The organism is Pedobacter sp. KH_004, assembly GCF_057840755.1.
This window is the reverse complement of sequence record NZ_CM174519.1, coordinates 4,243,402-4,255,798: the sequence shown is the minus strand read 5'-3', so window position 1 is coordinate 4,255,798 and position 12,397 is coordinate 4,243,402. Positions and strand designations below refer to the sequence as shown.

Below are 12,397 nucleotides of genomic sequence, written 5' to 3'. Positions count from 1 at the left end.
TTATCTTTGATAATCTTCGAAGAAAATCCAAAAATTTTAAAAAATAAGCCTTTTTAAAGGGATCTCTATGCCCTTTATTCGCTTACTGTTTACCGAATGGCAACTTTGTTGCCATTCGGTAAACAGTATAAAAGGCACTTGCTGTATAGTCATGGCCCATCAAAGATGGGCCATGACTTATTCCTATACGTCAATCATTCTTCTTATGAGCCAAAAAAAGCTAGTATAAAGTGTCACAAATATTTCATAAATTTGTGGCAAAATAATTCATTTTAATATGAAATATTCAGCACATAATCAGATAGTTAACAAGATAATAAAGAATAAGCGCGGAAAGCTGTTTTTCCCAACCGACTTTTCGGATATTGGTAGTGCTGATGCGATCAGGAGCAGCCTGTACAGGCTTGAAAGGGATCATGTACTGGAACGGCTTGCGCATGGAATTTATTTGTATCCGAAGATAGATCCTGTTTTTGGTAGCCTCTACCCTTCTACTGAGGAGATAGCGGAAAGTATTGCTAGGCGTGATCATGCGAGGATTATTCCTACAGGATCTGCTGCTTTACATAAACTGAGGCTGACTACACAGGTGCCGATGAATGTTACTTATCTGACTGATGGTGCGCCCAGGAAAATCAAGATCGGAAAGCAGCGGATTACTTTTAAGCCTACAACGGCAAAGAAGCTGGCTACTAAAGGAAAGATCAGTACGCTGGTGATACAGGCGCTTTCAGAACTGGGTCAGAAGAATGTGGATAGCCAAATGCTAGACCGTTTGAAGTTGGTACTGAAGGATGAAGATAACAGGAACATTGAACATGACGCTAAATTAGCACCGGCATGGATTGCGGTGATATTGAATGAACTCTCTAAATCGATAGAAAATGATAAACTGGCTTAAATCAACGGCTGAACGTCAGAAAGAATTATTGGGACTGGCCAGTAACAAGACTGGTCTTCCCGCTTATGCGATAGAAAAGGATTGGTGGGTAACTTTGGCGCTGTATGCGATATTCCGGACTCCCTGGTCGGATCATTTGGTGTTCAAAGGCGGTACTTCTTTAAGTAAATCCTGGGACCTGATCGAGCGTTTTTCCGAAGATATCGATCTGGTTATTGACCGGTCGGTACTGGGTTTTGGGGAAGAGTTGAGTAACTCCAAGATTAAAGAATTGCGCAAGGCTTCCTGTGCCTTTATTTCAGGGGAATTTAGGGACGGGTTGGAAAAGGAGTTGCTCGATTTGGGCATCCCTGCAGATCTGTTTTCTTTAAAAGTGGCTGAAACGACAGAATCTGACCGGGATCCTCAGGTACTGGAGCTGTATTACGAGTCTGTACTAGAAAAAGGCGGTTATTTAAAAGAGGCTGTACTGATCGAGATTGGTGCCAGGTCGCTAAAAGAGCCTTCAGAGCAAAGGGAAATTAGCCCGATTATTTCGCAGGCTTTGGGCGGTTTTAACATAGCTGGGGAACAGTTCAGCGTGCTTACTGTTCTGCCAGCGCGTACCTTTTTGGAAAAGGTTTTTCTCCTACATGAGGAATTTTGTAAGCCTGCTGAAAAGATAAGAACAGAAAGAATGTCGCGGCATCTATATGATCTGGATAGGATTATGGATACTGAGCATGGTAAACAGGCGCTGCAAGATAAGGATTTATACAAGGGAATAGTGGAACATCGGGCAAAATTCAATGTGATCCGAGGAATTGGTTACGAAAAACATGGGTATCAGGATATCAGCTTTATTCCACCGGTTGAGGTATTGGGAGCTTGGGAAAATGATTATAAGGCCATGCAGGAAAGTATGATCTATGGTGACTCGAAAACGTTTAAAAAGTTGGTCGGACGTATGGAGGAACTGACCAAAAGGTTCCGAGATGTAAAATAACTTCTTTATTTCAGGAGGATAAATTGCCTGCTTTTTTGTTTTAAGGTTTATATATACCAGCTGGATTTTGTTTTACGAAAATGGGAGTTTTCGGCGATGATCGCCGCAATTCTCCGTTTCGGTAAACCGAATTTGCGTGTCAATGCACCGATTATACCTAATTACTTATAAGCCAATTGATTTTTTAGATAAACAGTGATTAGCTAAATGATTGTTATTTCAATCATTTATGTTGATTAAGTTTGAAATAACAATCATCATACATCGAATGCAGTCATCCTTTTTTGTAAAAACGTTAGGAACAATTTCTGTCTGAAAAACCATAATATATTCGAATGTTATCAACTAAAGAAATGAAAATAAAGATAATTAGCGACCTACATCAAGAATTTGGAATCTCAGATTTGGATTTTAGCAATGCTGATCTCATTATCCTGGCTGGAGATACAAACCTGGGGACAAAAGGAATAGAATGGGTAAAGCGAAACATCCCTGATAAACCGGTAATATATTTATTGGGTAATCACGAATATTACAAGGGATCATACCCGAAGACACTCAACAAAATACTTGAAGCATCCAAAAACTCAAATGTAAATGTCCTTGAAAATAATATGGTTGAGTTTGAGGGCATAAGGTTCCACGGTGCAACTATGTGGACGGATTTTTCCTTATATGGAAATCCTGTGGAGTCTGGCATTATTTGTCAAGCCAAAATGAACGATTATGTGCAGATACGCAGAGATCCAGCTTATTCAAAGTTAAGAACAATAGATACCTATCAGATTCACCAGAAATCAAAATCTTGGCTACAAAAAAGTCTTAAAGAATCACGCGGTTATAAGAATGTGGTAATTACCCATCATGCACCTAGCCTGCAATCAATACCCGAGCTTTATAGAGATGATATCTTGTCATCTGCCTATGCTTCAAACCTTGAAGATGTGATTTTGGAGCATCAGCCCTTGTATTGGATTCATGGCCATATCCACACGCCTACTAGATATACTATTGGTAACACTGAAATTATCTGTAATCCACATGGCTATTTGAATGAGGAGTATAATGGCTATGAAAAAGATTTGATCATTGAGATTTAGTTTAGAATGCGGCTATCGTATCACTACTCTGAAATATTAGAGGCTTAATAATAATAAGGATTTATCAAGTTTTTGATATCCTTTCGCTGGTGAAGAAACTTACTATTCATATAACTTACGTAATTACTTAGTTCGTAGCTAATAACTTTCTTGTTTTTGGGTTTCCATATTTTTCAGCAGCATCTCCTAAAGACTGCTGATCCAAACTCCTTGCTGTTTCCAATGCCTTTTCAAGTACTTTGGGCTGATCCTCAGCAAGTGATTCCAAATTATTGATTAGGTCAATCACCAAAAATTCCTTGGTAGGCTTGGTTGGAAAAGCAGACCTTTTTTTAAAGGTGAACAATTTGTTACCCAATTTAATATCTCCGCTGCGCAGGTGGTTGTAGACAATCTGTTTGTTATACAACTGTGTCGTCCCCAGGCCCAACGCATTAAAATAATTGAAAGAAGTAATCAGAAAGTTGGTATTGTCCAAGAATTTCTTGATGAGCATATCATCCGCCGGTGGCTCAAAACCAAATGCATTTTTCTTCGGAAAGTGATATAGCCCAGGGCCAACTCTTTTCAAAGTCCCCTCACCTGTAAGTTCCGAAAGATGCCTGTCTATTGATTTTGACCACTTTTGCAGTTCATCCCTTTTGTATATCACCCCTTTTTTAAGATGACTCTTTAATTCCTCTAATTTTGGCATAACAAATCCTTTTGGTTAAAAATATATGGATTATTAAAGTATTTGCATGATTTTTGACGAAATTTCATTCAATAATCAGCTCTAAAAAAATCAAATTGAAAAGAGCTTTTGCTTCTACTATCTTTTTACATGCATCTAAATATAAGCACATATTCAAGTTGAAAAATTTTACATCTCTATATTTCCAGTTTGAGTTCGTCATGGAAGCGCCATTGATAAATCTGTTTTTATGCACAATTTGTGTTCGAGTCGCTCTTTTTATCCATGAACTTTTAAAAGAACTGTCAGGTAAATATAATAAGGGCATTGCCCAAGTAGTCTTGCGATGGTTCATTCAAAGAGAGGTCAGTGCTATTCAAAAATCAGTAAATAAAAGATTAAGGAAATTTTAACCTATTTGACTTCGAACTATCCGCCGATGATATGGTAGCCATCAAATCATTAGATATAGGACTTATTCAAAAAACATACGTATTGCCACAATAGATAAATTTATGCAAATCTGGCTATAGAATTCGCAACTGTTCGTCTAGAAATTACAGGCGTTGGTCTAGTGGTTCCCTACGCTGGTATATTACGGGATTTTTGCCTGAAACGTTTGATGGACAGCTGCGTCTTAATAACAAAAAATAGCAAAAACCTAAAATATAAACGATATGAAAACTTTAGCAAAAACAATATTCGCAGCAGCATTAACAGCAGTAGTATTAACTTCATCAACGGTGGCAACTTTTGCCGCTGAGCCAGTTAAAGCAGAAACAAAAACTGCTTCATTATCAAAATTCAACAGGATCTGGGTGAGCGGGAATGTGAAAATCGTCTTAACCCAAGGTGACAAGCAAAATGTAGAGGGCACTAGCAACTATGATGCTGCAAAAACCTCGGTATCAACTGATGGAAAAACCTTGTTTATCAATTCAGAAGAAACCAGTCAGGTCATACTTAATATTACCGTGAAGGATTTAGAAAGGATTGAAGCTTATGGTCAATCAGTTGTGGTCACCAGCAATAATTTCGATGTAAAATACCTTCAATTGTTTTTGGGTCAGAGTGCTACAGCGAGGATTAAAACTACAGCAGGCAGTCTATATACAATCGTTAAGGATGATGCGGTATTAAAATTAAATGGTACCGCTGATCAAAGTACAATGATCGCTAGCAACATGAAAAATTTAAAATTAGCTGACTTTACCGCTTTGAAATCTTCCTCTTTTGCTTCTCTAGCCATCATGGACGCGGAACAAAATGCTATTGTTTTAGCAAAATAGAAAACATATACATCACAGATAAACTGAAGCTGCCCATTTGGGTTGCTTTTTTTTGTAAGACAAATTCTTATTTGGATATTACTATTAATTCTTAAAGATGTTTTCCCTGTGCCATGTTATTGCAGCAAGCTCAGGAAAATGGATTCGTTCTTTTGGTAATATAATTTTTCTATAGATTAGGCTATTTAGTGCATAGGTATGTTTCTCGTTTTCGATTAAATGATTCGAAAGTAAAACAGTATAGTCATTGGAGATGCTAACGAGTCCACGATCAAAAGCACGATGTAAATTTGGACATAAAGCGATACCATTTGTTACTTTGTCATCTTCTTCTGTGTTAATAATAACCCGCTTATAGTTTGCCATTGGTTCATTTAATACAAACTCTTCCTGTTGGTGCAGATAGCCATCTCCATGATTTTTCGCAGATATATAATTAGCTTTATAAGCAGAGAAATAAGTATCCAATAAAAGATTTTTTGCGATCATTCTATTTGTCTTATCAATCAATAAAATAGCGAGCTCTGGATCAAAGTAACCAAAGGCACAAATTTCGCTTAATCGATTCACTGATTTATTGTGCGAATTAAGCTGCATGCCCAAATTGGGCTGTAACGACCAAAAGGATTTGCCTGCTACCTTTTCACTCTGTAAATAGTAAAACGGCTGGGTAAAATCTGATTGATGTAATGTCGGAACGAGTAAAAGCCAGTTTTCTTTGAAAGTTGCTACCAAATCGGCATTTACTTCAAATTGGTTGTTGGTTACTTCACCTTTATCTATAAGTTCAATTAAGCTAAGTAATAAAACTGGCTTATGTGGAGCAAGGCCATATTTAGTAATACCACGTTTAAGGCCTACAAATGCTTTTAGGTATTTTTGAAGTGCAGAATTCAATATTTCTGATTTAGGTTAAGTTTAGGCTAGTTTAGCCGGATCTTTAAATGTATGTGAGCATAGGCTCCGTTAAAAGCCAAAAATATTAAGAAATGGCAAAAGAGTAAATACTCCCTCTTTACCATACAATTTTCCCAGAACGCAACTACTTAAGGGCTTTTGCTTCATTAGTTCATTATCGAGCTGTTCTTTTACACGATCAAAGAGCAGCTATCTCGGAGATGATCATTTCCCTAAATTTCCCTTCATCACTGTATTTCAACGCTAGTTCATAATCATCTTTGTAGGATTTATCCTTTATTGAAATCTTTATCAATGCCCTTTCACGGAAGAATACGGTCGTTGGCATTTTTGCCTGTTTTATGCAGTGGTTAATGGTGGTCAGAGCTTCATGATACTCAAGAGCCATTCTTTGTGCCTTCGCTCTTGTATAGCTGCTCCATAGTTCATCAGGCTTGGACATCTTATTCAGGTGCTGAAGCGCCAGTTTTGATTCTAATTTTAATAAGTAGGATTCAGCAATGAATCTCAAATGAAAATCCGTTGGTCTTTTAAGCCTGGCATAAAATGCTAAGGATTGATCAGCATATTCCGCTCCTTTATTGATATTGCCTAAATCATTATATGCCTTAGCTGTGTTGTAATATATTTGACCAACGTCGAATAACGTATTGTTTTCCAGACTGTTTTCCGATGGTATAGGCAAGCTTTCGGCAAGCGCTATAATTTTATCAGGATAATTAAAGCCAATTTTAGACGATAGTGCCCCCAATACCTCGTAGGGAAGATCAAATTTGCTAACCATTGTCTGAGATATCAGATCTCGAAAATCATCTATGAATTTATTAAGGAATAGGTCATCAAATTCTTTGTAAACTTTGAATTCCTTGAAAGAAGCCAGTACGATTGTTGGCGACACTTCTTGATCCTTCCCATAGGCATTGATTATTTCAGTAAGATAGAGCAGTGCGCGCGGTTTATTATTATTTCGAAGCAGTTTGGCCAGGTGAAACTTTGCCGCGCAGAATTTCGGTTCAAGCTTTAAAAGTTGCTCGAAGGTTATGATCGCAGCTTCATTTTGCCCAATATTCCTTTGGAATTTGCCGAAGTGGTTCATCACGTCCATCAAAACGTCTTTTGGCAAATTGTTCGCCTCAGTAAGGCATTGGGAAAGCTCGGCGACAATTTTTTCAAGAAATTTGGTTGCCGTTTCTCGACTTTCTCTTTTTAAGATCCTGTACTTGATCTCGGTCATTTCAATCCAGGCCATCAGTGTGAAGTATTGAGTGGAATTATACTTCTCAAATAGATTTTTTAGGAACCCATCTGCATAACTTCTGATAAGTTCCTCTTCAAAGGTATCTAGATTGCATGCCAACAAATAGGAATATGAATAGATTCCGTCAAGATTACCACCTTTCAGTATACCTTCAATGAGATCCTTATGTACATGGATCATTCGATAATAATCCGGGTTGAATGAATAATAGGCTTGCTCTAGGATTTTTTTAAACTTTGCTTCAAAAACCTTATGATTAACCACCATGTCTGACTGCACTAGACTCTTGAAGACAATATCGTGCAGCGTATAGAGGGTCTTGTTATGGATATTAAAGAAATCCCTGGCTTTTAATTTTCTTATCCCGGTATAGCCGATCACATTTTCCAGAAATGAATATTCAATCTCTTTTGAGCCTGCCCATTTTAAGACAGCCAGTTCCAGCCCAAGTGAATTGATATGGTTTTTAAATAGTTTATTGTAGAATACCTGTTTTTTTTCATCTTCAGACCCAGTGATGTGATCCAGCTCTTTTGGTATTGCTTTCCATGTCAATTCATTCGATTTTATAAGTATATTGATCTGGTTAAGTAAAAAAGGATGGGCTCCCAAGGCCGTTACGATTTGGTTATAAATACGGGTCGAGCAAGTGTCTAAAAGATCTTGATTGAGTATTTCCTGGCCAATCGCCTCGTCTACGAATTTCACAGGGTAGGTTGACTCAACGCTTGCAATTGTTTGAGAAGTAACTATCAGTCTGTAGTCTCTCTTCACATCAGTAACAATTTTATCGATAACTTCTTCAATGTCGTTTTCAAGGCCGTCGATTATCAGGATGCAGTTAAAGCGCTGCATTAACCCAATAACATTTTGCTTGACACCATACCCCTCTATTTGAATGCCGTGAAGGTCGGACGCATTTGAAATGGAATGGCCTGGTATCCAGATTTTCAACCAATCATCGTTGGTGTTGAAAATGGATTGGGCAGTGGATAATGATAGATATGTTTTGCCAATCCCACTTATTCCAAAAAGCTGCACAAACTTGGAGTCATTTAGTTTTTTCATTATTTCAGACTCGTCTACTACTCGCTTAAAATTTTTTGCCTTTAATATCGGGAATGTATTCGTAAAGATATTTTCATTGTGAATCTGTTCCAGTCCGGGAACAAGTTCGATCAGTCGACCAATAACATCAGGCGTAGAGCTTAATAAAATATCATCTACGATAAATTCAGCAATGTTACGGCCGTCAAAGAGATCAATAGTTTTTTTCGATGTTTTGCTGATAGTTGTGAAGTAGTCTAGAAGCTCAGTGTATTTCTTTGGTCCACAAATCTGTGTGGACATAAGTATGATGGTGTTACTTTGTGGAGCTAGATTGTTAGCATGGTCTATATCGCCAATTATTTTCGTGTTCTTTTTGTCGAGGAAATAGCCGATTTCTTTGCCAAATTCCGATACTATTGATCGATCCAATGAGTTTGCGTCCAATGAATGTCCAACGGGTTCACCCGAAATTGTTTGGCCCCGTAGCTCAAATTGCAGTTTGTACTTTTCCTGTAGAATTATTTGAGCTAGAAACGGAAAGTCTTGACTACTGATAGAGGATAATGAGTTTTGAATTTTCTGAACGTAGTTGTTTCTTTGATTTTTATTCATTGGAGAGCTAATTTATTTAAATTTCGGAGATAAAAATACGAATAATTAGAGAGCATCTCCATTCAATTGATCAGCAAAAATGATTGCTTTTCAGCATTTTGGAGTATTACCTTATTCGGTTTAAACATAAGTTCGTCAGCTCAATCTGGCTAATTTTAAAATGCATAGCAGGGTATGGTCGTCAGCTTGTACCCTCTCTTGCTTCAAGAGCCCGATAGGAGGTTAGAGAAAACAATAGTAAAGCTGCTTTCTTAGGCAATGTAAATGCCTGGCAGAAATAGCAGGCATTTACATTTATGTATGTTATCTCTGATGGATAAATTCTATAGATACATGTAGGATTGCGGGGGGACTGCGTTAAAGTCATCTCGAATGTTTAATGGAGTAGTATACCTGGTCGTACTTTTGATTTTAATAGCATGAGCAATCTCTCTATCTGCAAAATACTCGTCGAAAAAAGCCTTGCTGATGCCAGAGTATTTTTTTGTCAGACTCCAGATACTGTCCGGATCAAAGCTCAGAATATCCTCGATCTCAAATTCCCCGATAACTTGTTGCACTGGAGATGAGGCATAGACTACTACCGTTTTGATGTTGGGCTTCTTGAAAATGACTTTGCGAAATTCAAATTTTTTAGAGCCGTCAAATATCTTAAAGGCATATTCTGGTTTTATGGATAGTAGTACTCTCATTTTCTAAAGGAATATTTTGCAATGTTAATGAAATCTTCTCTCTTAATTGCCCGAAATCCCCTGGGCATGTCTTTTATATCAGGAATGATGCCATTTTGATTCAGCCAAAGCAAATTTGGCCGTTTCGGATACGAATAAGCATATATAAAGTTAACGATAAAAGGTCGTTGAATTAAATGGTTAGGCTTCCCAAATGGATTAAAATTCCAGTGTTCCCTTAACTCTTTGTCAGTGAATACACTTCTTTTTCTGCACAGCGAGAGAAAAGTCGCTTCATCCGGAATATTTGTGATAACCGATTCGACAATTCCTATCGTTGTGGCTACACCGGTATGAATAGCATTTCCAGCGATGCCAGTACGGTAGAAAACTATCAGATCCCCAGAGTTTAGATTCCGTTCATGGGAACGTGATATGTAAACCTTACTCAAAGCATTTCTATATGGTTCACTTTCTATAAAATCCTTAGGGGATTCAGTCTTGAGGATAGAATCTGGAAATAGTTCTGTATGGTAGGCTGGATATATGGGAACAATAAAAATATTGCTTTCTTTTGAAAGAAATGGAAATGTTAATTTTGGACTGTTTCTATCTGCTGGGGCAGATTTTTCAAACGGCCTTACATATACATTCTCATCTCCGTTTTCTGTATTCTTGATGCCATGAAATTTAAATCCCCATTCTTCCATTAGGTTGATCAGCCTAAGCTGCTCTTCCCTTTTATCAAAAATGGTTACATATATCTCATTGACTTTTTGAGCTAGTGCGTTGTCAAAAACAATCTTCAAAAATCTTTCTCCTAATTTAAATCCATTGCTGGTCACTTTGAAGGTGCCGATTTTTAACCTTTTCTTCTTTTGAAGCATAGGATTTATATCAGAATAATTCTCCCCTTCATTTTCGGTTTTTAGGAACAGAAAAGCACTCAAAATATCATCTTGGTAACATACGTAGGCAATTTCATCTGATTTTTTATTGAACCATTTGTCAAAACCATTATAGTCGTTCCTGAAACTGTCAAAAAAAGGATCTCTGACATCTATTTCACCAAAATAAAGTTTCTTCACCGCTAGTACCTTATAATCTATTAGGCCGGGATGTTCTGCAGTTACTTTTTCTAAAAAGGAATTTATGGTGAATACTTTATCGCTTATTCCAAGAAGAAGAGCTTTTTTGTGTATTTTTTTATCTTCTGAGATTAGGCAATCAACCCTTCCATGATATGCCTCGTTAAGAATCTGGGAATCATTGATGTCGTTGTCGTTAACATCAATTGCCTCACAGATTTTTCTAATATCATCACCAAATGGAGCTAATGTTTTGAGTTGGTGATAATTCGCAACCTTTATGTTAATTGTTTTTACGGTTTCGGCATCTTTGTATCTGTTCAGTTCTTCAATAGTCAAGGGATGGATGCACTTAGAAGCATTGATCCTATCCAGCCAATTAAAAAGGATGCCTATATCGTTGTTGTATACTTTGGCGGCTTCTCGGTGGATAATAATATTGGTATCTAATAGAACTCTCATCTAAGGTTAAATATGGCGTTAATCGATTTTTGTATAAAACTGAAATTCTCTCTTGTTCCGACTACAAGCTCTATGCCGAGGTCTGAAGCGACAAAGCCTGCATGCCTAATCTCTTCATCTTGCATTTGTGTAAGCAAGTTCAGATCGTATTCTCTGTTATCACGCAGTTCAATGTTTTTCTTTATTTCGGCTACATCTCCCGTAACGAGACAAAGCAGGGCCGGGCGGATGTTCTTGAATATAGAGATAGGGATTTTTGATACTTCTGCATCTTTATTAAATAAGCAAAAATGACCATCTAGAAGATATTTTCTATTCATTTGGACAGTCTCGTTAAGGCCTCTTAAAAGTCGTTGCTGGGTATCCTCGATATCCTTTACGTTTTTGTTTTTTGGATCTGTGTTGATTTCCGCCCATTTGATCAAGCTGCTCGCGGACAGGTATTCAATTGTCTTGTCAAGGCATATTTGGTCACATACGGTGCTTTTTCCAACGCCATGGATACCACCTATAAATGTTATATTACTCATGCGATTTATCTTTTATTAAGAATTCTGGTGTAAGCTTATAGCCGAAATGTCTTCCCTTACGATATAAAGGACTAACATTATTATGTTGCTTTAGCCAATCCAAGTATCCGTCGACTGATGATCCCGCCATGTTTATGACGAACTCAACCCCCTTAAATGCGATAATGAAATAAACCTCTATATTTTCAGTCATTAAAAAATCACATTCGAAAACCATATCCACAGACTTACCGTCAGCTAAAAAGAAATTTTCATGTTCATCATAGATTTTTCGCGTGTGATAAACCCAAGTTTCATTTTTCGGATTAAACCTGACATAGTTTCTGATCGGATCCAGCTGCTCCTCATCTACAAGTAAGGCTAATTCCTCCTTTGTTTTTGCAAAGTTTAATACCGTAAACTCCAGGGCGATTTTTGCCAGCATTCTTGAAACTGCCTGATTGTTTGTCGGGATTTCAAGGTTATATGGGATATATACTTGCTTTATTACGCCTTCATTTACTAAATTAAATGTCTTCTCATCTAGCTGCACGTTTATCTGTCGAGATTTCATGTCGAAAGAAATTTCACCACGATGCTTCGTTTTTGGGAAAAGGGCTGTTCCGGACGGAATTTTCCCTTTCTTAGATTCGATATTGTTTCTAAACCGAAGATCTTTGAAAAAAGGTGTCTCAAGTGCTGTTTTTTCGATTTTTGTGGCGATGTAATTATTACACTTATCGCAGACGACCCCTTTAACCAGTACATGGCTTTTATTTCCCAGTGATTCTGGAACGATATGCTCCTGACTTGTGGATCGGTCAGATGGTTCTTTACAAAATAGGCATTTCATTGAGAGAGTAATTGGTTTAATTTTCTAA

At 37.4% G+C, this 12,397-nt stretch carries 11 protein-coding genes; 4 read left to right on the top strand and 7 right to left on the bottom strand.

All coding sequences use genetic code 11. The features are described from left to right. The first annotated feature begins 277 nt into the window (after positions 1–277). The 3 genes from AC3ITD_RS18310 (at position 278) to AC3ITD_RS18300 (ending at position 2,986) form a co-directional block, all read left to right on the top strand. Entirely contained in the window at positions 278–901 is a 624-nt protein-coding gene (locus tag AC3ITD_RS18310) for a DUF6088 family protein (RefSeq protein WP_131539509.1), read from the top strand. After that, entirely contained in the window at positions 885–1,886 is a 1,002-nt protein-coding gene (locus AC3ITD_RS18305) for a nucleotidyl transferase AbiEii/AbiGii toxin family protein (protein WP_489361923.1), read from the top strand. Before AC3ITD_RS18310 ends, AC3ITD_RS18305 begins: the two co-directional genes overlap by 17 nt. Before the next feature lie 353 nt (positions 1,887–2,239). Beyond that, complete coding sequence (locus AC3ITD_RS18300) at positions 2,240–2,986, top strand: metallophosphoesterase (protein ID WP_489361921.1); 747 nt, start codon at positions 2,240–2,242, stop codon at positions 2,984–2,986. Positions 2,987–3,113: 127 nt separating this feature from the next. Here the strand turns inward: AC3ITD_RS18300 and AC3ITD_RS18295 are convergent, their stop codons facing one another. Further along, the gene (locus tag AC3ITD_RS18295; protein WP_489361919.1) at positions 3,114–3,680 is read right to left on the bottom strand and encodes a DUF6088 family protein; all 567 of its coding nucleotides are present in this window, start codon (positions 3,678–3,680) and stop codon (positions 3,114–3,116) included. A gap of 656 nt (positions 3,681–4,336) precedes the next feature. On the opposite strand from AC3ITD_RS18295, the gene AC3ITD_RS18290 reads away from it, so the two are divergent. Continuing rightward, positions 4,337–4,948 (top strand): GIN domain-containing protein, encoded by a 612-nt coding sequence (locus tag AC3ITD_RS18290; protein WP_489361917.1) that lies wholly within the window; start codon positions 4,337–4,339, stop codon positions 4,946–4,948. 84 nt (positions 4,949–5,032) lie between these two features. Here the strand turns inward: AC3ITD_RS18290 and AC3ITD_RS18285 are convergent, their stop codons facing one another. The 6 genes from AC3ITD_RS18285 to AC3ITD_RS18260 all read right to left on the bottom strand — a co-directional run bounded on the left by AC3ITD_RS18285 (position 5,033) and on the right by AC3ITD_RS18260 (position 12,369). After that, positions 5,033–5,845, bottom strand: a complete 813-nt coding sequence (locus AC3ITD_RS18285; RefSeq protein WP_489361915.1) for an HNH endonuclease — start codon at positions 5,843–5,845, stop codon at positions 5,033–5,035. 199 nt (positions 5,846–6,044) lie between these two features. Further along, positions 6,045–8,786, bottom strand: a complete 2,742-nt coding sequence (locus AC3ITD_RS18280; protein ID WP_489361913.1) for a hypothetical protein — start codon at positions 8,784–8,786, stop codon at positions 6,045–6,047. Between the two features lie 323 nt (positions 8,787–9,109). Beyond that, entirely contained in the window at positions 9,110–9,478 is a 369-nt protein-coding gene (locus AC3ITD_RS18275) for an ASCH domain-containing protein (RefSeq protein ID WP_489361911.1), read from the bottom strand. Beyond that, the gene (locus tag AC3ITD_RS18270) at positions 9,475–11,007 is read right to left on the bottom strand and encodes a PIN domain-containing protein (protein WP_489361909.1); all 1,533 of its coding nucleotides are present in this window, start codon (positions 11,005–11,007) and stop codon (positions 9,475–9,477) included. Before AC3ITD_RS18270 ends, AC3ITD_RS18275 begins: the two co-directional genes overlap by 4 nt. Then, positions 11,004–11,537, bottom strand: a complete 534-nt coding sequence (locus AC3ITD_RS18265; RefSeq protein ID WP_489361907.1) for an ATP-binding protein — start codon at positions 11,535–11,537, stop codon at positions 11,004–11,006. The genes AC3ITD_RS18270 and AC3ITD_RS18265 overlap by 4 nt, the downstream gene beginning before the upstream one ends. Continuing rightward, positions 11,530–12,369: an HNH endonuclease gene (locus tag AC3ITD_RS18260; protein ID WP_489361905.1), complete on the bottom strand. Its 840-nt coding sequence runs from the start codon at positions 12,367–12,369 to the stop codon at positions 11,530–11,532. The genes AC3ITD_RS18265 and AC3ITD_RS18260 overlap by 8 nt, the downstream gene beginning before the upstream one ends. Positions 12,370–12,397: the final 28 nt, after the last annotated feature.

Excerpts from the sequence above, each read along its gene's own strand:
- AC3ITD_RS18310 (WP_131539509.1), top strand. The coding sequence starts at position 278 with ATGAAATATTCAGCACATAATCAGATAGTTAACAAGATAATAAAGAAT.
- AC3ITD_RS18305 (WP_489361923.1), top strand. The coding sequence starts at position 885 with ATGATAAACTGGCTTAAATCAACGGCTGAACGTCAGAAAGAATTATTG.
- AC3ITD_RS18300 (WP_489361921.1), top strand. The coding sequence starts at position 2,240 with ATGAAAATAAAGATAATTAGCGACCTACATCAAGAATTTGGAATCTCA.
- AC3ITD_RS18295 (WP_489361919.1), bottom strand. The coding sequence starts at position 3,680 with ATGCCAAAATTAGAGGAATTAAAGAGTCATCTTAAAAAAGGGGTGATA.
- AC3ITD_RS18290 (WP_489361917.1), top strand. The coding sequence starts at position 4,337 with ATGAAAACTTTAGCAAAAACAATATTCGCAGCAGCATTAACAGCAGTA.
- AC3ITD_RS18280 (WP_489361913.1), bottom strand. The coding sequence starts at position 8,786 with ATGAATAAAAATCAAAGAAACAACTACGTTCAGAAAATTCAAAACTCA.
- AC3ITD_RS18275 (WP_489361911.1), bottom strand. The coding sequence starts at position 9,478 with ATGAGAGTACTACTATCCATAAAACCAGAATATGCCTTTAAGATATTT.
- AC3ITD_RS18270 (WP_489361909.1), bottom strand. The coding sequence starts at position 11,007 with ATGAGAGTTCTATTAGATACCAATATTATTATCCACCGAGAAGCCGCC.
- AC3ITD_RS18265 (WP_489361907.1), bottom strand. The coding sequence starts at position 11,537 with ATGAGTAATATAACATTTATAGGTGGTATCCATGGCGTTGGAAAAAGC.
- AC3ITD_RS18260 (WP_489361905.1), bottom strand. The coding sequence starts at position 12,369 with ATGAAATGCCTATTTTGTAAAGAACCATCTGACCGATCCACAAGTCAG.